This is a genomic window from Micromonospora sp. NPDC049107 (assembly GCF_040648595.1).
GTDB lineage: Bacteria > Actinomycetota > Actinomycetes > Mycobacteriales > Micromonosporaceae > Micromonospora.
This window is the reverse complement of the sequence record NZ_JBEZEC010000012.1, coordinates 1-19,343: the sequence shown is the minus strand read 5'-3', so window position 1 is coordinate 19,343 and position 19,343 is coordinate 1. Positions and strand designations below refer to the sequence as shown.

The 19,343-nt window shown below is 71.9% G+C and carries 18 protein-coding genes and 1 pseudogene; 9 read left to right on the top strand and 10 right to left on the bottom strand.

The window, feature by feature from the left end:
• Positions 1-246 precede the first annotated feature (246 nt).
• Positions 247-674, top strand: a pseudogene (locus AB0B55_RS26620) (hypothetical protein).
• The gene (locus AB0B55_RS26615) at positions 667-1,083 is read left to right on the top strand and encodes a hypothetical protein (protein ID WP_355052829.1); all 417 of its coding nucleotides are present in this window, start codon (positions 667-669) and stop codon (positions 1,081-1,083) included. The pseudogene AB0B55_RS26620 and the gene AB0B55_RS26615 overlap by 8 nt, the downstream one beginning before the upstream one ends.
• Positions 1,084-1,115: 32 nt before the next feature.
• On the opposite strand, the gene fabG is transcribed toward AB0B55_RS26615, so the two are convergent.
• Positions 1,116-1,874, bottom strand: a complete 759-nt coding sequence (fabG, locus tag AB0B55_RS26610) for a 3-oxoacyl-ACP reductase FabG (RefSeq protein ID WP_357133882.1) — start codon at positions 1,872-1,874, stop codon at positions 1,116-1,118.
• A 43-nt stretch (positions 1,875-1,917) separates the two neighbouring features.
• On the bottom strand, positions 1,918-3,570 hold the full coding sequence (locus AB0B55_RS26605) for an alpha-amylase family protein (protein WP_357133879.1): 1,653 nt from the start codon (positions 3,568-3,570) through the stop codon (positions 1,918-1,920).
• 72 nt (positions 3,571-3,642) lie between these two features.
• Between AB0B55_RS26605 and AB0B55_RS26600 the strand changes: the two genes are divergently transcribed.
• Entirely contained in the window at positions 3,643-4,257 is a 615-nt protein-coding gene (locus AB0B55_RS26600; RefSeq protein ID WP_357133876.1) for a DUF1349 domain-containing protein, read from the top strand.
• A 94-nt stretch (positions 4,258-4,351) separates the two neighbouring features.
• A complete protein-coding gene (locus tag AB0B55_RS26595; RefSeq protein WP_357174538.1) occupies positions 4,352-5,023 on the top strand; it encodes a DedA family protein in 672 nt (223 codons plus the stop codon).
• Between the two features lie 18 nt (positions 5,024-5,041).
• On the opposite strand, the gene yidC is transcribed toward AB0B55_RS26595, so the two are convergent.
• Together yidC and AB0B55_RS26585 are read right to left on the bottom strand one after the other, a co-directional pair.
• Positions 5,042-5,800, bottom strand: a complete 759-nt coding sequence (yidC, locus tag AB0B55_RS26590; protein ID WP_357133870.1) for a membrane protein insertase YidC — start codon at positions 5,798-5,800, stop codon at positions 5,042-5,044.
• Positions 5,801-5,896: 96 nt separating this feature from the next.
• Entirely contained in the window at positions 5,897-6,190 is a 294-nt protein-coding gene (locus tag AB0B55_RS26585; RefSeq protein WP_357133867.1) for a DUF6412 domain-containing protein, read from the bottom strand.
• Between the two features lie 171 nt (positions 6,191-6,361).
• Between AB0B55_RS26585 and AB0B55_RS26580 the strand changes: the two genes are divergently transcribed.
• The 3 genes from AB0B55_RS26580 to AB0B55_RS26570 all read left to right on the top strand — a co-directional run bounded on the left by AB0B55_RS26580 (position 6,362) and on the right by AB0B55_RS26570 (position 9,940).
• A complete protein-coding gene (locus AB0B55_RS26580; protein ID WP_357133864.1) occupies positions 6,362-7,495 on the top strand; it encodes a glutamate--cysteine ligase in 1,134 nt (377 codons plus the stop codon).
• Positions 7,496-7,519: 24 nt separating this feature from the next.
• The gene (locus AB0B55_RS26575) at positions 7,520-8,899 is read left to right on the top strand and encodes an FAD-dependent oxidoreductase (RefSeq protein ID WP_357174535.1); all 1,380 of its coding nucleotides are present in this window, start codon (positions 7,520-7,522) and stop codon (positions 8,897-8,899) included.
• 72 nt (positions 8,900-8,971) lie between these two features.
• Positions 8,972-9,940, top strand: a complete 969-nt coding sequence (locus tag AB0B55_RS26570; RefSeq protein WP_357134028.1) for a LacI family DNA-binding transcriptional regulator — start codon at positions 8,972-8,974, stop codon at positions 9,938-9,940.
• Between the two features lie 294 nt (positions 9,941-10,234).
• On the opposite strand, the gene AB0B55_RS26565 is transcribed toward AB0B55_RS26570, so the two are convergent.
• The 5 genes from AB0B55_RS26565 to AB0B55_RS26545 all read right to left on the bottom strand — a co-directional run bounded on the left by AB0B55_RS26565 (position 10,235) and on the right by AB0B55_RS26545 (position 16,310).
• Entirely contained in the window at positions 10,235-11,776 is a 1,542-nt protein-coding gene (locus AB0B55_RS26565; protein WP_357174532.1) for a hypothetical protein, read from the bottom strand.
• 654 nt (positions 11,777-12,430) lie between these two features.
• Positions 12,431-13,384, bottom strand: coding sequence for a carbohydrate kinase (locus AB0B55_RS26560; RefSeq protein ID WP_357133855.1), 954 nt, complete (start codon positions 13,382-13,384; stop codon positions 12,431-12,433).
• A complete protein-coding gene (locus AB0B55_RS26555; RefSeq protein WP_357133852.1) occupies positions 13,381-14,646 on the bottom strand; it encodes an AGE family epimerase/isomerase in 1,266 nt (421 codons plus the stop codon). The genes AB0B55_RS26560 and AB0B55_RS26555 overlap by 4 nt, the downstream gene beginning before the upstream one ends.
• A gap of 389 nt (positions 14,647-15,035) precedes the next feature.
• Positions 15,036-15,461 (bottom strand): nucleoside deaminase, encoded by a 426-nt coding sequence (locus AB0B55_RS26550; protein ID WP_357174529.1) that lies wholly within the window; start codon positions 15,459-15,461, stop codon positions 15,036-15,038.
• A gap of 12 nt (positions 15,462-15,473) precedes the next feature.
• On the bottom strand, positions 15,474-16,310 hold the full coding sequence (locus tag AB0B55_RS26545; RefSeq protein WP_357174526.1) for a fructosamine kinase family protein: 837 nt from the start codon (positions 16,308-16,310) through the stop codon (positions 15,474-15,476).
• A gap of 120 nt (positions 16,311-16,430) precedes the next feature.
• Between AB0B55_RS26545 and AB0B55_RS26540 the strand changes: the two genes are divergently transcribed.
• Entirely contained in the window at positions 16,431-17,297 is an 867-nt protein-coding gene (locus AB0B55_RS26540) for an aminoglycoside phosphotransferase family protein (protein WP_357174523.1), read from the top strand.
• A 9-nt stretch (positions 17,298-17,306) separates the two neighbouring features.
• Here AB0B55_RS26540 and AB0B55_RS26535 read toward each other — a convergent pair whose 3' ends face one another.
• Positions 17,307-18,116: a DNA-formamidopyrimidine glycosylase family protein gene (locus AB0B55_RS26535; RefSeq protein ID WP_357174520.1), complete on the bottom strand. Its 810-nt coding sequence runs from the start codon at positions 18,114-18,116 to the stop codon at positions 17,307-17,309.
• Positions 18,117-18,316: 200 nt separating this feature from the next.
• Here AB0B55_RS26535 and AB0B55_RS26530 point away from each other — a divergent pair, with 200 nt between their 5' ends.
• The gene (locus AB0B55_RS26530; protein ID WP_357134881.1) at positions 18,317-19,141 is read left to right on the top strand and encodes a DUF4190 domain-containing protein; all 825 of its coding nucleotides are present in this window, start codon (positions 18,317-18,319) and stop codon (positions 19,139-19,141) included.
• Positions 19,142-19,343: the final 202 nt, after the last annotated feature.

The window sequence follows — 19,343 nt, the reverse complement described above, 5'->3', positions numbered from 1 at the left end:
GACGCTCGCCCCACTGCTGGCGCAGAGATCCGAGATGGCCTTGCCCCAAATCTGGGGCAGCTCGACAGCGCCTGCATACCCCCTCGGGCTGCCGCGCGGCCGAACGCACCGGCCGCCCGCCCCGACACACTGGCCGCGCGGCCGGACGCACCGGCCGCCCGCCCCGACACACCCGCCGCGTTCGCGGACGCGGCGGGGCGCGATGGCCAGGCAGCGCGCGGCGGGTACTACGACGGTTAGTAGGCTGTGCCGGTGACCGAGGCGACGACCGGGTGGGGCCGATGACCAGCGCGGCGGCCGGCTCGCCGGTAGACGGGCCCCTCGCGACGGTGTCGATCGTGCTGTCGCTGCTCGTCGCCGTGTGGGCGCTGGTCGCGGCGGTACGCCACCGGCCGCCGGACCGGGTGCAGTTCGCCGGTCTGGCCGTACTCGAGTTGGTGTTGCTCGCGTTGGGTGTGCTGGCCCTGGTGGCGGTCGGCGGCGGCGACCGGCCGGGCGAGCCCGGCGCGTTCTTCGGCTACCTGGTCACGCTGGTCTGCCTGCCACCGCTGGCCTGGGTGCTGGCCCGGATGGAACCGACCCGGTGGGGGTCGGCGATCGTCTGCGCGGTCTGCCTGGTGACGCCGGTCGTGGTGGTGCGGTTGCAGCAGACCTGGGAGGTCCTCGGTGGTTGAGACTCGTCCGGCCCGACAGCGCACGAACTCCGGGCCCGGCCGTCTGTTGATCGCGGTCTACCTGCTGTTCGCCATCGCGGCGACGAGTCGGGCGGGCCTACAGATCGCCACGAAGTTCGACGAGGCGCCGGTGGCGTACCTGCTCTCCGCCCTGGCCGCGCTCATCTACATCGTGGCCGCGGTAGGTCTGGCCCGAGCGGGACACACCGGTCGACGGGTGGCGCTGGTGTGCTGTTCGGTGGAGTTGGTCGGTGTCGTCGCGGTCGGCATCCTGAGCCTGGCCGACAAGGCCCTCTTCCCCGACGAGACGGTGTGGTCGCAGTTCGGTAGCGGGTACGGCTACATCCCGCTCGTCCTGCCGGTGCTGGGCCTTTTCTGGCTCTGGCGCACCCGCCGCGACCCGGCCTGACCGACCGGGCCGCGGAACGGAAGCGGCGCGGGTCAGGCCCGTGGTCCGCCGGCCACGTAGATGACCTGACCGGAGACGAAGCCGGCACCCTCGCTGGCCAGGAACGAGATGGTGTGGGCGACGTCCTCCGGGCGACCCGGGCGACGGACCGGGATCTCGGCGGCGGCGTGCTTCTGGAGGTCCTCGAAGTCGACCTTCATGCGGGCGGCGGTGGCCGCCGTCATGTCGGTGACGATGAAGCCGGGCGCGACGGCGTTGACGGTCACCCCGAACGGCCCCAGCTCGATGGCGAGCGTCTTGGTGAAGCCCTGGAGGCCCGCCTTGGCGGCGGCGTAGTTCGCCTGCCCCCGGTTGCCCAGCGCGGAGGTGCTGGACAGGTTGACGATCCGCCCCCACTTGCGGTCCACCATGTGCTTCTGAGCGGCCTGGCTGAACAGGAACGCCCCGCGCAGGTGTACGCCCATGACCGTGTCCCAGTCGGTGTTGGTCATCTTGAACAGCAGGTTGTCGCGCAGCACGCCGGCGTTGTTGACCAGGACGGTGGGGGCGCCCAGTTCGGCGGCGACCCGCTCCACGGCGGCCCCGACCTGGTCGCGGTCGGACACGTCGGCACCCACGCCGAGCGCACGGCCACCCGCGCCGGAGATGGCGTCCACCGTCTCCTTGGTGGCCGCCTCGTCGATGTCGACGACCGCCACTGCCATCCCGTCGGCGGCCAGCCGCCGGGCGGTGGCGGCACCGATACCGCGTGCGGCTCCGGTGACGATGGCGACGCGGTGCTCCTCCGACATGATTACCTCCGGGTAACTTTGGGGTGATCGAAGGAGCTTAGCCTCAGAACCCCCGACCCCGGCATAGGCGAATCCACCGGTATCCGTACCCGGAGACCTTCACCGCGCCGAGCTTGCCCAGCTCGCCGTAACCACGGTCAGTGAGCACGTCGATCGGCAGGTCGGCCTCCGCCTCGAGGCTGCTCAGGTCCACCTCGACGTCGTCGGTACCCAGGTTGTGCAGGAAGACCATCGTGCCGGTCGGCCCGTCCGCGCGGTGCGCCAGCACCCCGGGCGGCATCGCCACGTCGATGTGCGTGGTGGAGCCGGAGCCGATCTCGGGGGCCTCCCGAAGGGTACGGATCATGCGCTCGAACCAGGCGAGCAGCGACTTCGGGTCGCCACGCTGGGCGGTGACGTTGACGTTCTGGTAACCGAACTCACCCTTGTCGATCACCGGGCGGACCAGCTTCTCCGTATCCGCGGTGGAGAAGCCGGCATTCGGCTTGTACGACCACTGCATCGGCGTACGGATCGCCTCCCGACCGGGCAGCGACAGGTCCTCGCCCATCCCGATCTCCTCGCCGTAGCGCAGCACCGGAGTGCCGCGCAGGGAGAACTGCAGGGCGTACGCCAGCTCGATGCGCCGCCGGTCGTTGCCGAGCATCGGGGCGAGCCGACGGCGGATGCCCCGGTCGTAGATGCGCATGTTCTCGTCCGGGCCGAACTCGGCGTACACCTGGTTGCGCTGTTCGGTCGTCAACCGGGACAGGTCGATCTCGTCGTGGTTGCGCAGGAAGGTGGCCCACTGCCCACCGACCGGGAGCTTCGGCGTGTCACGCAACGCCTCGATCAGCGACTCCGGGTCCTGCCGCGCGAGGGCGAGCATGAGCCGGCCGTTGAGCATGAAGTCGAAGAGCATGTGGATGCGGTTGCCGGATCCGCCGGCGTCGCCGAAGAACGTCGGAAGCTGGTCCGGTTCGACGTTCGCCTCGGCGAGCAGGACGGCGTCCCCGCGCCGCCACTGCACGTGCTGGCGCATCTCGGTGAGGAACTCGAAGTCCTTTGGGGAGTCCGGGTTGCCCGGCTCGGTCAGCTCGATGATGAACGGCACCGCGTCCATCCGGAAGCCGGAGACTCCGAGCTGGAGCCAGAACGACATGATCTTCTTAACCTCGGCCCGGACCTCCGGGTTGGCGAAGTTCAGGTCCGGCTGGAACTTGTAGAAGCGGTGGTAGAACCACGCCTTCGCGGTGCGGTCGTAGCTCCACGTCTCCTTCTGCTCCCCGGGGAAGACCATGCCCTGGTGGCGGTCGTCCGGCTCGGTGTCGGACCAGACGAACCAGTCCCGGTACGGCGAGTCGGGCGAGGAACGGGCGGACTGGAACCAGGGGTGCTCGTCCGAGGTGTGGTTGACCACCAGGTCGATGATCACGCGGATGCCCCGGTTCTGCGCCTGGTGCAGCAGTTCGGCGAAGTCACCGAGGGTGCCGAAGCGGGGGTCGACGTTGTAGAAGTCGGTGACGTCGTACCCGTCGTCGCGGTTCGGCGACGGGTGGATCGGGTGCAGCCACAGGCACGTCACGCCCAGCCGGGCCAGGTAGTCCAACCGGCCGATCAGACCACGGATGTCGCCCACACCGTCGCCGTCGGAGTCGGCGTACGTGTCGATGTCGAGGCAGTAGACGACGGCTTCGGAGTACCAACGGTCACCCATGCCGCGAAAATCTCTCCAGTTGATCTCCGCGGCAAACCTGCCGGGGCGGCTGCGGTCGGTACCCTGCCCGGCATGGAGACCGACCTCGTACCGCCGAGCGATGAGTTGGACTGGTCCCGGGGCCGGTGGCTGCACCCGCCGGTGCGCGCCGGACACGGTCCGACCGGTGAGCTGGTCGTCGAAGCCGGGGCGGAGACCGACTTCTGGCGGCGGACCAGCTACGGCTTCGTCCACGACAACGGGCCGGCGCTGCTCGCGCCGCTACCCGTCGGCGCGGCCATGGAGGTGAGCTTCCGGCTCGACTTCTCCGCGCAGTTCGACCAGGCCGGCGTGCTGGTCCGGGTGGACGAGCGGACGTGGGTCAAGGCGGGTGTCGAGGTGAGCGACGGCGAGTCGCAGCTCGGTGCCGTGGTGACCCGGGAGTTCTCCGACTGGTCGGTGGCCCCGGTGCCGGGCTGGGCGGGTCAGGAGGTGACGGTCCGGGTCAGTCGGGCCGGTGACGCGCTGACCGTACGGGCGCGGGTGACCGACGCGCCGTGGCGGCTGGTCCGACTCGCCCCGCTGGACCCGGAGGCCGAGGCGATGGCCGGCCCGTTCTGCTGCGCGCCGACGCGCGGCGGCCTCACGGTGGCGTTCACCGCCTGGCGGCAGGGCCCGGCCGACACCGCGCTGCACCCGGAGGGCTGAGCCCGTCCGTGGCGCGGATCACCCGCAGGTGTGCCGCGCCGATCATTGGGTATGACAACCCGATCCCCCCGTAGGCCCGTCGGAAGGATGACCAATGGCGTACGCCCAGACTGGTGACCCCTCCGAGTTCACCGGCCTGACCGGGTGGGTGGCGTCCGTCATCGAGGCGATGGGTCCGGTCGGCGTGGCCCTGCTGGTCGCGTTGGAGAGCATCGTCCCGCCGATCCCCAGCGAGATCGTGCTGGCGATGGCGGGTTTCCTCGCCCACGAGGGTCGGTTCAACGTCGTCCTCGTCATTGTCGCCGCGACGGTCGGCTCACTGGTCGGCGCGCTGGTGCTCTACTGGCTCGGCGCGGCGCTCGGCGAGGAACGGCTCAAGCACTGGCTGGACCGCATCCCGCTGGTGGACCGCGACGACCTGGAGAGGGCCGACCGCTGGTTCGAGCGGCACGGCCGGTGGGCGGTGCTGATCGGCCGGGTGGTGCCGGTGGTCCGCAGCCTGGTCTCCGTCCCGGCCGGGGCCAACCGGATGCCGCTGGGCGAGTTCGTCCTGCTCACCACCATCGGCAGCGGCGTGTGGAACGCCCTCATCGTCGGGTCCGGTTACGCGCTGGGCAGCCGGTGGCAGAACGTCGAGCGGTACAGCGACTGGTTCAACTACGCAATCGGCGCGGTCTTCGTCGTCATGGTGGTCAGCTGGGTGGCCCGCAAGATCCGCCGCCGCCGGCAACGCGACGACCGGCGGTCGGTGACCGCCGGTCGCTGATCCGCGTCCGCGCCGCGATCAGGGCACCTGATGCCCTGCGGCGGGTGCCGGCGCTGCCTGCGGCCGGCGCAGCACCACCTGCTCCAGCGCCGACCAGGCCGTCGTCGTCACCAGGTAGATCACGGCGGCGAGCGGCAGCACCAACGCCACCACCACGGTCGTGAACGGCAGCAGAGGCAGCAGCCGACCGAGGGTGGCCGCCCCCGGCCCCTCGGTGGGCGTACCGGCCACCGTGCCGACCGCCGCCGACGCACGTCGCGCCCGGCGTGACGACCACCAGGCCAGCGCCAGCAGCAGGACCAGCAGGCCGGCGAAGAGCGGTCCGGCCGCGCCGGCCAACCCGTCGCTGAGGTGGTGACCCAGCGGTACGCCGGCCAGCCGCTCGTCGAGCAGTCCCGTGCCGCCCTCGTCGGTGGCGAACAGCCGGTACAGGACCAGCAGGAACGGCGCCTGGATCAGCAGCGGCAGGCAGCCGGCGACCGGGTTCGCGCCGGCCGTGCGGTACAGCGCGAACACCTCGCGCTGGAGGGTCGCCGGGTCGTCGGCGTACCGCTGCTGTAGCTCGCGGACCTGCGGGGCGAGCGCGGCGCGGCGTCGCTCCCCGCGGACCTGCGCGACGGTCAACGGTGTGATCAGCAGCCGGACGGCGACGGTGAGCAGCACGATGGCGGCGACGGTCGCCGTGCCGTCGGCCAGCGGTTCGAGCAGGTCGGTGAGCCAGGACAAAGCGCTGCCGGCGACGCCGACGACGGTGTGCAGCGGTGCGAAGGAGAGCATGGGAAACCCCTCGGTCCGATTCCGGTGGGTCCTGGAGCCGTCGTGGACGGCACCTAGGACCAATGACGGTGGGATCGGCCGCGCGGCGAGGTGTTGCTACGCGGCGCGGGGGCGTCCGGGTGCGCGGGGGCGGGGTCGTCCGGCGGCGTCCGGATCGATCTGGCGGGGTGTCCGGCGGCTGCGGGCCCGGGCACGCAGCCCGGCCCAGCGTCGCGCGACACCGGGTGCGCGGGACGGGCCGAGCGGGCGCGCGGCGAGCAGCGCGGCGACGAGGACCAGGGCGGTCAGCGCGGCCCCGGCGAGCAGGTCGGCCGGACGGTCGGCGAGCATGCCGAGCTGGGCGAACGCGGACATCCACGTGGCCCAGAGGAATCCCAGCAGCACCGGCACGGGCTCAGCATAGGACCCGGTGTCACGTCCCCCGGCCGGATCGCCGATGGTCCGGCGACACGCCGGAGACGCCGTGCCGTCACCACGTTTCCGGGCGTTACCACCCTGGGTAACCAAACGTCCGACCGGCGCGGACGGACCGCGGGCGGCAGAAACGGACGGTGGTGCGCGATGACCGGGCAGGTGGCGGAGGCGCACGGGACGACCGCGGGGACCGAGGTGCTCACCGTTGGCGTCGAGGAGGAGTTCCTGCTCGTCGACCCACACACCGGCGCCGCGGTGCCCGCCGTGGACCTCGTGCTGGAACAGGTCCCGGCGGAGCTACGCGGTCAGGTCGAGCGCGAGTTCCAGACCAGCCAGATCGAGATCGGCTCGCCGCCCGGGCTGGAGCTGTCCTCGATCCGGCACTCCCTCGGCGTACTCCGTAAGGCCCTTGCCGACGCGGCCGAGCGGGCCGGCGTACGGCTGCTCGCCATCGGCACCGGTCCGGTGGACGGCCCGGTGCCCCCGGTCGTCGACAAGCCCCGTTTCGACCGGATGATCGAACGGTTCCGGCTGCTCGTACCCGGTCCCGGTAACAACGGCATGCACGTGCACGTGGGTGTCCCCGATCCGGAGACCGGCGTGCAGGTGCTCAACCACGTCCGGCCGTGGCTGCCTACGCTGCACGCCGTCACCACCAACTCGCCGTTCTCCCGTGGCGAGGACACCGGCTACGCGAGCTGGCGGTCGGTGGAGTGGGAGCGCTGGCCGTCGGTCGCGCCGACGCCCTTCCTGGAGTCGCACGAGCACTACCAGCGGCTCATCCGCCAGTTGATCGCCAGCGGGGTGATGCTCGACGAGGGGATGCTCTACTGGTACGCCCGGCTGTCGGCGAAGTACCCGACCGTCGAGCTGCGCATCGGCGACGTCTGCCCGACCGTGGACGACGCGGTGCTGGTCGCCGCGCTGGTCCGGGCCCTGGTGGCCACCGCCATGGACGACGTCGAGGCCGGCCGCCCCGCGTTGCGGACCGACCACCACCTGCTGGTCGGCGCGCACTGGCGGGCCGCCCACGACGGCCTGGAGGGCGAGGGCGTCGACGTCACCACCGGCGAGTTGCGTCCCGCGTGGGAGTTGCTGGACGAGTTCGTGGAACGGCTGCGGCCGGCGCTGGAGCGGCACGGCGACTGGGCCGAGGTGTCCGACCTGCTGGGTGGGCTACGCCGCCACGGCACCGGCGCGGCCCGGCAGCGCGCCGTGTACGCCCGTACCGGACGGCTCGTCGACGTCGTGCAGGACGTGGCGCGACAGACCCGCGGTTGAGCGCCCGCATGACAGGATGATCCTGTGGCGCAACGACTGATCGTCATCGGCGGGGACGCCGCCGGCATGTCGGCGGCGTCCCAGGCACGCCGCCGCCGCGACCGGGACGACCTGGAGATCGTGGTCTTCGAGCGGGGACATTTCACCTCCTACTCGGCCTGCGGCATCCCGTACTGGATCTCGGGGCTGGTGCCCGGCCCGGAGGATCTGATCGCCCGCGCGCCGGAGACGTTCCGCACGAAGTTCGACATCGACGTGCGGTTGCGCCACGAGGTGACGGCCATCGACCTCGAACGGCGCGAGGTGGTCGCCCGGGACCTGGACCACGGCCGCGAGGTCACCGAACGCTTCGACGAACTGATGTACGCCGCCGGCGCGACACCGACCAAGCCCCCGTGGGCGCAGTCGGACGTGGCCGGCGTGTTCGGGGTGCAGACCCTCGACGACGGCGCGGCGCTGCGCGACTGGCTGGACGCCGAGCCGCAGCCGCGCCGGGCGGTGGTGGTGGGCGGCGGCTACATCGGCGTCGAGATGGCCGAGGCGATGATCCAGCGCGGCCTGTCGGTGACGCTCGTCGAGCAGGCCGAGCAACCCATGTCGACGGTCGACGCCGACATGGCCGAACTCGTCGCCGATGCCATGCGTGGCCTCGGCATCACCATCCGCGCCGGCCTGCCGGTGACCGGCCTCGAACAGCGGGACGGCCGGGTGTCCGCCGTGGTCACCGCCGAGGGGCCGATTCCGACCGACGTCGTGGTCCTGGGTCTCGGGGTACGCCCCAACATCGGGCTCGCGGAGGCCGCCGGGCTGCCGCTCGGGCCGACCGGCGCGATCCGGGTGGACCGGCGGATGCGGGTCCCCGGCTTCCCGGGGGTCTGGGCGGCCGGCGACTGCGTGGAGACCCTGCACCGGGTCAGCGGGATGCCGGTGTACATCCCGTTGGGTACCCACGCCAACAAGCAGGGCCGGGTGGCCGGCATCAACATCGGCGGCGGGTACGCCACCTTCACCGGCGTGATCGGCACGGCCGTGACCAAGGTCTGCGAACTGGAGGTCGGTCGCACGGGCCTGCGGGAGCGGGACGCCTCGGCGGCCGGCTTCGACTTCGTCTCGGTGATCGCAGAATCGACCAGCCGGGCCGGCTACTACCCGGGTGCCCGGCCGATGACCGTCAAGCTGATCGCGGAACGACCCAGCGGCCGTCTGCTCGGCGCGCAGATCGTCGGCTGGTCCGAGGCGGCCAAGCGGATCGACACTCTGGCCGTCGCGTTGTGGAATGGCATGACCGTGGACGACATGACCGCACTGGACCTGGGCTACGCTCCGCCGTACGCGCCGGTCTGGGATCCGGTGCTGATCGCCGCCCGCAAGGCGGTCGACGCGCTCGCCGCTCTCGATCGCTGACCCGCGCCCGCCGTGGAGGTCCACCCCGTGACCCAGACCCCGACCAGGTCCGCCGCGCGCCGACGACCGACCATGGTCGATGTCGCGCGGCACGCCGGAGTAAGCCTGAAGACGGTCTCCCGGGTGGTCAACGACGAGCCGGTGGGTCAGGAACTGCTCGGCCGGGTGCTGGCCGCCATCACCGAATTGGGCTTCCGGCGCAACGACATCGCGCGCAACCTGCGCTCGCGACAGCTCAACGCCACCGTCGGGCTGTTGATCGAGGAGATCGCCAACCCGTTCTACGCCACGATCGCGAGCGTGGCCGCCGAGATCGCCGCCGCGCACGGCACGATGCTGATCACCGCCTCCTCCGAGGAGGACCCGGAGCGCGAACGCGCCGTCCTGCAGGACTTCACCCAGCGCCGCGTCGACGGGCTGCTGGTCGTGCCGGCCGGCCCGGACCACTCGTTCCTGCGCCGCGAGGTCGAGCTGGGCATGCCGGTGGTCTTCGTGGACCGGCCACCGCAGGGTCTGCTCGCCGACACCGTGCTGTTGGACAACTCCGGCGGCGGCCGGTCCGGGGTCGAGTCCCTGCTCGACGAGGGGCACCGGAGGGTGGCTCTCCTGCTCGGCGCGCCGAGCGTGCCCACCATGCGCGAGCGGCTGGTCGGCGCGCGGACGGCGCTGGCGGCCGCCGGGGTCGAGCCGGACGACTCCCTGGTACGCGACCACCTGATCGCCCCCGAGGACGCCGGGCGGGCGGTCGCCGCGCTGCTCGACTCCCCGAACCCGCCCACCGCCTTCTTCTGCGGCAACAACCGGCTGACGGTCGGCGCGTTGCAGGAGTTGCACCGCCGGGGCAGCGACGCGTCGCTCGTCGGGTTCGACGACTTCGAGCTGGCCCACCTCATGCCCAGGCCGTTCACGGTCGTCGCCTACGACACCCGGGAACTGGCCCGGGTAGCCACCGAGCGCCTGTTCCACCGCATCGCCGGCGACGACTCCCCACCAACGACGACAGTCCTCCCCACCCGCCTCCTACCCCGAGGCCTCCTCTAGTTCTCGGGCCGCCCCCCTGCCCCCTGCCCCCTGCCCCCTGCCCGCTGCCCCCCTGCCCGCCTGCCCCCCTGCCCGCCGATCTTGCGCTTTCTGTTGTTGTTTTGCGCGGGTCCGGCCGTTTCGTCGGGACAGGAAGTGCAAGATCGCGGAGGTCTCGGGGTGCCGGCCACGGCGATCATGGACTTTAGGGTGTGGGCCGGCACGGTTGGTGAGGGCACGAAGTTCCGCATGAGTGTCTGTGGCGACCCGGTCCCTGACCCACCGGAGCACGCAGAACCCGATGAAGACAGGCCCTCAAGCGCGTCGGCGGTGTTTCCTGGGGCGCGGCTCAGGAGTCGGTGATCTGCTTTCGATGACGCTGTTGTCGGCCTGGTAGTACGTCGGGGCTCCTGACGATGGGATGCGTGCCGCGTCGGGGTGCCAACTGGTGGTGATGCTCATGGAGTTCATCTGTGCCGTTGTGTAGCTGATGGCTTGCTGGTCGACGCTGCTGTTGCCGTACTGGATGGTCGGTGTGGCGGCGGTGGGGGCGTAGCTCGGGCCGGCGGGGTTGTAGGCGGGACCTGCGCTGTCGGCGTATTGGGTGTAGGTGGACTCGTAAGAGGGCGCATAGGTGGACCCGTAATTGGGCGCGTAGAGGGTCGGCTGGTTGACGCCGTAGGACGCGGTCGTGCCGTATTGAGCCGGGTACTGACTGACCTCGGGCAAGGGGTAGGGGTCCTGGGGTGTGAATGATGACTGAGCCGCGACCGAATAAAGGTTGGTGTTCTGGAATATCAGGTCTGATCCGGTGGCGGGTGGACCTGCGTAGTACGGGGGTGCGGCGTCGTGGGTGTACGGCCCGGAGGGCGCCGAGTAGGAACGGGCGGGGCTGCCTGGGGCGGGCAGCCGCTGTGGCGGGTGGATGACCTGTTCGTTCTGGTGCGCCTCGACGGGTACCCTCGGGCGCCATCCCTGGGGCAGTGGGATCCTGCCGGGTGCGGCGATCTCCGGGTCGCCCCTCGGGGGCAAGCGGTCGGGGTTCGGCTGCAGGACGGAGCTGTTGCCGTATACGTTCAGGATGAACGACCGTCTGGGCAGTCCGTGGGCATCGGTGAAATCGTTCACCACCGCCAGGCTCAGAACGCTGGCGTTGGGATTGGCGAGTCGGCCGGTGGCGCCAGCCCAGGCCGCGATGAGTGAGTGATCGACGATGGCGGGGTTGTCGATGACCTCCTGGTAGGCCACCGGTACGAACAGTCGCGGGGGCCAGCCGGCGGGCGGGTCGATTCGCTGAGCTGCCGCGGCCCTCGGGTCGGCACCGCCGGGGGCAAGATCAGGATGGTTCGCCAGGAGACAGCTCCTGCCAAGCTGCTCAGCCGTGTAGTACCCGGCGGGAAGCCCGTGCGACCGGGCAAAGTCATCCAACACTCCCGGGCTCATGCCAGCGAGGCTGGTGGCGGTACGCCCCAACCGGCCTGTCGCATGGGTCCAGGCCACCACGATGCGGGCGTCGGCGATGCCCGGGTTGTCGATGACCGCCTGATAGGCCGCCGGGGTGAACACTCGCGTCCAGCGGGCGGGCGGGTCGATTCGCTGAGCTGCCGCGGCCCTCGGGTCGGCACCGCCGGGGGCAAGGTCAGGATGCTTCCCCAGGAAATACTTCGCGCCATCTGACTCGAGTGTGTAGTAGCCGGCGGGGAGCCCGTGCGACTGGGCAAAGTCACCCAACACTCCCCGGCTCAACTGACCGGGGCTACTGGTACCACGCGCAAGTCGGCCCGACCTGTGTGCCCAGCTCAGCGCGAGGCTGGTATCGGCGAGGCCCGGGTTGTCGATGATCTGCTGGTAGGCCATCGGCGTATAGGCGGGGGCGGGTCCAGGTCGTCGGGGCATGCTTCTGGTCCTCTCGTGCGGGCGGTCGCTGTCTAGCTCCCCAACGGCGCGTCCACAACGAAGGTTCAACACGAAACGGGCCCACCCGAATCAGTGCCCGCCGCAGCTCCGCACACGGCGCCATTGCGCCTGCTCACCCGCGGTCACCAGGTCCTGCTCACCCGCGGTCACCAGGTTTGGTAGGAGCGGCGCCGCTTGAACGGAGTACGCGGGCTGCCGCGCGCTGGCCCGCCTGGCCACCGAGCGCCTCTTCGAACGCAGCGCCGGCGACGACTCCCCACCGTCAACGACAGTCCCGCCCACCCGCTCCAACACCCAGGCCTCCCCAACCCCGCGCCGCGCCCGCCCCCGCCCCCGCGCCCGCGTCCGCGCCCGCGCCCGCGCCCGCCGATCTTGCACTCTCTGTCGCCGCCTTGCGCGGATTCGACCGTTTCGCCGGGACAGAAAGTGCAAGATCGCGCAGGTTCAGGGGTGGTGCCCACGGCGATCACGGACTTGTGGTGCCTCGCGTATGCCGCAAACAACCACGGAACGCCCACCACAAGTCCATGATCGACCCGGGCGGGGGCGGGGCGGCGCGGGGCGGGGCGGGGCGGGGCGGGGGGCGGGGGTGGGTCAGGTTGTTGTGGTTAGGCGGGCTTTTAGTTCGGCTTGGGTTGGGGGGTTGGCGCCTCGGCGGGCGCAGGTCAGGGCCGCGACGGTCGCCGCTTGGCGCAGCACTGTCGTCCACTGCTGCTCGGTCACCGCGGCGAGCCGTTCGGTCGGCCGGTCGCCGAGCGCGTCGATGTCGGCCAGGGCGGCGAGCAGGCCACCGGTGAACGAGTCGCCCGCACCGACGGTGTCCACCACCGTGGTGCGTACGGCCGGCTGCTCGTGTAGCACCCCGTTCGGGGCGAGCAGCCACACGCCCTCACCGCCGCGGGTCACCACCGCGCAGGACACTCCGGCCTCGCGCCACTCGGCCATCACGTCGGCGATCGACCGGTCCGGATAGAGCCAGGCCAGGTCCTCGTCGCTGGCCTTGACCAGGTGCGCGAGGGGCACCTGCCGGCGTACCCGCTCCTGCTCGGCGGTCCGGTCGGTGACGATGCTCGGTCGCAGGTTGAGATCGATCGAGAGGGTCAGCCCGCCACGGTCACGTTCGCGGGCGAGCAGCCCCTCCAGCGCCTGCGCGCCGGGGGCGAGCGCGAGGGCGAGCGACCCGGTGTGCAGGGCCGTCGCCGAGGAGCCGGCGAGGTCGGGCAGTTCCTCCGGCGTCCACTGCCAGTCCGCGGCACCGTCGAGCCGGAACTCGTAACTGGCCTGGCCGGTGGCGTCCAGGGTGGCGACCGCCACCGAAGTGGGCTCGGACGCGTGGACGGCCCAGCGCAGGTCCACCTGGTTGGCCGCCAGGTAGTCGGCGATCTGCCGGCCGTACTCGTCGGGGCCGAGGCGGGCCAGCAGCCGTACCGGCTGGTCGAGCCGGGCCAGGGTGACCGCCACGTTCGCCGGCGACCCGCCCGGGACCGCCCGTTGCCCGTCGGCGGTCACCACCAGGTCGATGAGGGCCTCCCCCGCCACGACGATCATGCGGTCACCGTGCCGGGGGCGAGCGGGCCGGGGCCACCGAGGCCGTCGGCCGAGCGGGACAGCAGCACCGCCTGGTACGCGTGGTACACGTCGGGTCGACCGTGCCAGACCGTGTCGGCGGGCAGGTTCCGCGGGTCCAGCTCGTGCCGCCAGCCGGTGCCGTCGATCAGGTAGCGGCGCGCGTACGCCCAGAAGACCCGGTACCAGTCGGCGTAGACGGCGTCCCCGGTGCGGCGGTGCAGGGTGACCGCCGCGCCGATGGCCTCGGCCAGCACCCAGTGCATCCGGGAGCGGACCACGGGCCGGTCGTCCCAGTCGATTGTGTAGACGAAGCCGTCCGCGCCGTCGACCGCCCAGCCACGTCGCAGGGCGGCGGCGAAGAGGGTACGGGCGTCGGCGAGCAGCCAGCCCGGCGGCTGCGGCAGGACGGCTTCCAGTTCGAGCAGCAGCCGGGCCCATTCCAGCCAGTGGCCCATCGTCGAGCCGTACGGCCGGAACGGGTCGGCGGGCTGGTCGCGGTTGTAGTCGAGCAGCGGCGTCCAGTCGGTCGTGAAGTGCTCGGGCAGCCGCCAGTCGTGCCGGGCGGCCTCGGTGTGCACCAGGTGGGTGGCGATCCGCAGCGCCCGGTCGGTCCAGCTCGTGTCCCCGGTGGCGGCGGCAGCGGCGAGGAACGCCTCGACCATGTGCATGCTGCTGTTCGCGCCCCGGTAGTCCTCGGTGACCGTCCAGTCGCGGTTCCACGACTCGCGGACCGCGCCCGCCTCGTCGTCCCAGAACCGGTTCAGGACCACGCTGAGCGCGTCGGCGAGCAGGCGGTCCGCGCCGGGGCGCCCAGCCCGCGCGGCGCTCGACGCGGCGAGCAGCACGAACGCGTGGTCGTACCCGGCCTTGCGCTCGTCGATCGGGGTGCCCTGCTGGTCCACCGCGTTGAACCAGCCGCCGTCCCGGTCGTCGCGCAGCAGCGTGTCGAGCGCGGCGATGCCGTGGTCGACGATGGCGGCGGCATCCGGGTCGCCGTTGCGGTGGGCGAGCGCGGCCACGTGGGTCATCCGGCAGGTGATCCAGGTGTAGACGGCTTCGCCCCGGTCCGGGGTGCGGTCGTCGGTCAGCCACCAGAAGCCGCCCTCGGGTCGGACCGAGCGGCGGGCCGTGTCGAGCAGCGTGCGGGTCTGGTCGGCGAGGAACCCGTCCAGGTCAGGCAGGTCGGGCACCCCTGCCGGGGCAGGGGTCGGTTCGGCGTCGGAGCGGGGCGCGTCGGTCATCTCAGCTGGTCACCGTCGAGGAGCGAAGGGGCATACGGCAAGGATCGGCGGACGGACCGGGTCCGCGCCGGCAAACCCGCTAACGGTACGCCCGGAGCTGGTCGACCGAAGGGGTACGGCGCAAGAAGGATCATGAGGAACATCATCCCGTTTGCCCGTTGACATCGTTGTCACCCCCTCAACCCTGCTCCGACCGCCGGCTCACTGTCAATTCCGTCCCGTGCCCAGGGCCTGTTTCATAAGGGCGGTCGAGCCGAGGCGGAGTCCGGGCGGCGATCCGGCAAGGCGCGGTGTCGTCCGGATACCGGTGTTGTATCCGGACACCACCGCAACGCCGCCGGTCGTCGTCCGGGCCCGCCGCAGGCCGGCCAGTTCGTATGAAACACGCCCTAGTAGTGCTCGTCGATCGGCCGACGCGCCTCCTCGAACAGCGCCGGCCCCTCGTAGCGCACCGGAGGCAGCGCCGGGGTGGCCGGCTTGACCTCCTCGAACTGCTCGCTGGAGAGCGCGTACACCACCCGGCCGAGGCCGGAGCGGTCGATCGCCGTCGCGCACATCGGGCAGGGCTGGCAACTCGTGAACATGGTGGTGCCGGCGGCCACCTCGGCGGACAGCTCCCGGGCGGCCCAGCGGGCCAACTTCAACTCCGGATGGGCGGTGATGTCCGAATCCGAGACCACGGTGTTGTGGTCCTCGACCAGGACGACACCGTCCGCGTCGACCAGCAACGAGCCGAACGGCCGTTCGCCGGACGCCCCGGCCTGGCTGGCGATCTCCACGGCGCGGCGGAGGAACTTCTCGTCGTCGGGTGTCACACGGCCTCCTGGTCACGTCCTGCTGCGGAACGGGGCGAGCGTGGCCCGGATCTGGTCGCCCGCGCCCCAATCGTCGTCGAACTGGGCCAGCACCGCGAGGTGCTGTCGCAATTGGACGATCGGCATCCGGGCCCGCCAATCATCGTCGAGCGACGTCAGCTCGACGTAGACGTCGAAGAACCGCCGCGCCTCAGGCGGGGGCGACGTCGTCCAGACGTGGGCGAGGTCGACCTCGGCCCACAGGTAGGACACCGCCGGGTCGATCAGCGCCGGCTCCCCGTCCGGTGTGGCCAGGATGTTCTGCGCCCACAGGTCGCCGTGCGTGAGGCACGCGGGCCGGTCCGGCAGCAACTCGGGCAGCCGCGAACAGAGCCGTTCCAGTGCCGCCCGGTCCTGCCGGTCGAGCGCGGCGTCGACACGGGGCTCGCCGAGCCAGCGGAGCAGCCGGTGCTGCGCGAAGAACGCGAACCCGTCGTCGTTCCAGGTGTTGACCTGTCGGCGACGCCCCAACCAGTTGTCCCGGTGCCAACCGAAGCGCGGATGGGTCGTGCTCAGGTGCAGGTGGGCCAACTGTTGCGCGAACCGCTCCCAGAACGCCGCACTGCTCGGCCTCGGCCGCAGCAGCGACAGCACCAGCACGTCCCGGTCCGCGAGGATCACCTCGGGCGTCGGCACGCCGCCCAGGTCGCGCAGCGCGGCCAACCCGTCTGCCTCGGCGGGGAAGACGTCGTCGGCCGGCGTCTCGGCGAACGCCTTGACGAACACCGACGGCGCGTCCCGGCGGGTGGCGATACCCGCGAGCGCCGCGAGCCCGCCCGCCGCCGGTTCGACGGCGACGACATCACGCATTCCGGCGCGCAGCAGGCTTTCCCGTAAGAACGGCCCCGGTCGCATCACGACAGGCTCCCGGATGTCCGATCCGCTGTCGACCCGGTATGCCACCCGCCCCGGCGCGGGCAGGATGGCGGGATGGAACTGCCCGAGGGGCTTGGTTGGGTACGAGCGTCAGCGGTGGGCCGGGCCTGGCTGACCGCGCTGCCGACGCTGGTGGCGGAGTGTGCCGAGCGGTGGTCGCTGCGGCTCGGTCCGCCGTTCCGGTACGCGTACGCCTCGCTGGCGCTCCCCGCTGATCTGCCCGACGGTACGGCGGCGGTGCTCAAGGTCCAGTTCCCGGATGAGGACAGCCGGTACGAGGCCCACGCGCTCGGCCACTGGGCCGGCGACGGCGCGATCCGGCTGCTCGCTCACGACCCCGAACGGCGCGCGCTGCTGGTAGAGCGCTGCCGACCCGGTACGCCCCTGCACGAACTACCGATGGACCGGGCGCTGGACGCGGCGGTCGACCTGCTGCCCCGGCTCTGGCGACCGGCCGGCGCGCCGTTCACCCCGCTCGCCGAGGAGGCCGCCGGCTGGCTCGACCGGATGCCGCGCAGTTGGGAACGGGCCGGCCGGCCGTACGAGCGGCGGCTCCTCGACGCGGCGCGCGCCCTGCTGGTCGACCTGTCGGCGAGCCAGGGCGAGCAGGTGCTCGTCAACCAGGACCTGCACGCCGGCAACGTGCTCGCCGCCGAGCGCGCCCCCTGGCTGGCGATCGACCCCAAGCCGCTGATCGGCGAGCGGGAGTTCTCGGTGGTGCCACTCGTACGCGGTCCGGAGCTGGGTCACTCGCCGGCGGCCGTCCGGCACCGACTCGACCGACTCAGCATCGACCTCGGGCTGGACGTCGAGCGGGTGCGGGGCTGGGCGATCGGCCACTGCCTGGCCTGGAGCATCGCCGACCAGGTCGTCTTCACGCACCAGGTCGAGGTGGTCCGCTGGCTGCTCGGCACCGACTGATGCCGAGGGTCAGCGGGCCTGGCAGGTACGGCACCAGTAGAGGTTGCGGCCGACCAGCTCGCCGCGACTGACCTCGGTGCCGCAGATGTGGCAGGGGGCGCCGGCGCGGCGGTAGACGTACACCTCGCCGCCGTGCCGGTCGACGCGCGCCGGTCGACCCATCGCCTCGGGCAGGTGGGCGTCGCGGACGGTGTCGATCCGACCGTGTTCCAGGGCGAGCCGCATCAACGCGACCAGGTCGAGCCAGAGGGCGTCCCACCCGGCCCGGGTCAGCGCCCGACCGGGCATCGTGGGCGGCAGCCCGGCCCGGAACAGCGCCTCGGTCACGAAGATCAGGCCGGTGCCGGCCACCACCGACTGGTCCAGCAGCAGGGCCGCGAGGGGCGTCGGGCTGCGGGAGATCCGGGCGTACGCCCGCTCGGTGTCGGCGTCGGCGCGCAGCGGATCCGGGCCGAGGCGGGCCCGCAGGGCGTCGACCTCGGGCGGGGTGAGCAGTTCGCAGGCGGCCGGACCGCGCAGATCCAACCAGTGCCGGTCACTGGTCAGCCGCAGCCGCACCTGGCCGACGGGCTCGGGGGGCGTCCCTGATCCGTCGGTGAATTTGCCGTACAGCCCGAGGTGCACGTGCAGGGTCACCTCGTCGGCGAAGTGGTGCAGCAGGTGCTTTCCGTACGCCTCGGTGCTGTCCAGGACGGTCCCGGAGAGCCGCGCGGCGCCATCGGCGAAGCGGCCCTGCGGGCTGTCGGCGTGCAGCTTGTCACCGGCGAACAGCTCGGCGTGCCGGGCCGCCAGGCGGTGGATCGTGTGTCCCTCTGGCACGGGTGCCAAGGATAGCCAGTCGCACCGGGGCCACCGGGTGACGCTGCTCCTTCACGCCGAACGCCGGGTGGATCCGCCCCTGATCCGCGGGCCGTACCCGGAATCGGTGTCAGGAAACGCCGAGGTGGGTATTTCGGGGTCGTAGCGCGTGGGTGCCACCCCTGAACGTCGGCCACCACGCATTCAACAGGAGGTGTGTAGTGGTCAGGATTCCTTCGCTGTCCCGGCGGTCCGAGCAGACGCCGACGCGGGACGAGAACCTTGACGGTCCCGATACCCCGGTCACCGAGACGGGCCGGACCGACGACGGCCGACCGGTTGTCACCGACCGGGACGCCGACCAGACGACGTACCGCAGCGCCACGGCGACCGGCGACGCCACCGCGACGACCGGGCGCACCGGCGAGGCCGAGCGACGGGCCGCGGAGCGCGCGGCCGTGGCCCGCGCCGCCACCGCCCGGCCGGTGGAGACCGACACCGCCCGCCCGACGGAGGGCGAGGCCCGGCCGCTCGCCGCCAAGACGGGCACGGCCGCCGTCCCGACCATCGAGCGCGACAACGACCTCGACGGTACGACCCGACGGCCGGAGCGCGACCCGGACCTCGACCGGACGACGACCCGCCGGCCCGACGTGACCGACCGTCCGGTCGACACGACCCCCGCTCGCGACACCGAGCCGGAGCCGGTGACGCGCGGCCCGAAGCCGCGGGCCAGCCTGCTCGCCACCCTCGGCCTGATCGTCTCCGTCGTCGGCGCGCTGTTCGTGCTGAGCGGCACCCTGGCCGGGTACGGCATCGGGCTCGGCGCGGTCGGCGCGGTGCTGTCGGTGCTCGGCCTGATGGCGACCCGCCGCCGGCACGTCGCCGGCAAGACCGACGCGCTGTTCGGCATCCTCATCGGCCTGGCGGCGGTGGTGGTCGGCGTGCTCGCGATGACCGGTCAGTTCGTCTGGCCGACCACGGACGGCGACTGGGTGCAGCGTCTCCGGGAGTGGCTTGACTCACAGTTTGTGGATCGTTTCTAGCGGGCACTGTTCCGCTCGCCGGTGGTGCACCGGCGAAGAGCCGGCGGTTCGCCGGCAGCCCGACGGTGGTTCACCAGCAGGGCGACACCCTTTCAGGGGCGGCGATTCGCCGCCCCTGAAGTGCATCCAGACCCCCCACCCCACCCCACCCCACCCCCACCCCCACCCCCACCCCCACCCCCACCCCCACCCCCACCCCCAC

Coding starts and splice junctions, on each gene's coding strand:
- AB0B55_RS26605 (WP_357133879.1), bottom strand. CDS start 3,570: ATGGGTGACCGTTGGTACTCCGAAGCCGTCGTCTACTGCCTCGACATC.
- AB0B55_RS26600 (WP_357133876.1), top strand. CDS start 3,643: ATGGAGACCGACCTCGTACCGCCGAGCGATGAGTTGGACTGGTCCCGG.
- AB0B55_RS26565 (WP_357174532.1), bottom strand. CDS start 11,776: ATGGCCTACCAGCAGATCATCGACAACCCGGGCCTCGCCGATACCAGC.
- AB0B55_RS26595 (WP_357174538.1), top strand. CDS start 4,352: ATGGCGTACGCCCAGACTGGTGACCCCTCCGAGTTCACCGGCCTGACC.
- fabG (WP_357133882.1), bottom strand. CDS start 1,874: ATGTCGGAGGAGCACCGCGTCGCCATCGTCACCGGAGCCGCACGCGGT.
- AB0B55_RS26560 (WP_357133855.1), bottom strand. CDS start 13,384: ATGATCGTCGTGGCGGGGGAGGCCCTCATCGACCTGGTGGTGACCGCC.
- AB0B55_RS26545 (WP_357174526.1), bottom strand. CDS start 16,310: ATGCGTGATGTCGTCGCCGTCGAACCGGCGGCGGGCGGGCTCGCGGCG.
- AB0B55_RS26580 (WP_357133864.1), top strand. CDS start 6,362: ATGACCGGGCAGGTGGCGGAGGCGCACGGGACGACCGCGGGGACCGAG.
- AB0B55_RS26540 (WP_357174523.1), top strand. CDS start 16,431: ATGGAACTGCCCGAGGGGCTTGGTTGGGTACGAGCGTCAGCGGTGGGC.
- AB0B55_RS26555 (WP_357133852.1), bottom strand. CDS start 14,646: ATGACCGACGCGCCCCGCTCCGACGCCGAACCGACCCCTGCCCCGGCA.
- yidC (WP_357133870.1), bottom strand. CDS start 5,800: ATGCTCTCCTTCGCACCGCTGCACACCGTCGTCGGCGTCGCCGGCAGC.
- AB0B55_RS26570 (WP_357134028.1), top strand. CDS start 8,972: ATGGTCGATGTCGCGCGGCACGCCGGAGTAAGCCTGAAGACGGTCTCC.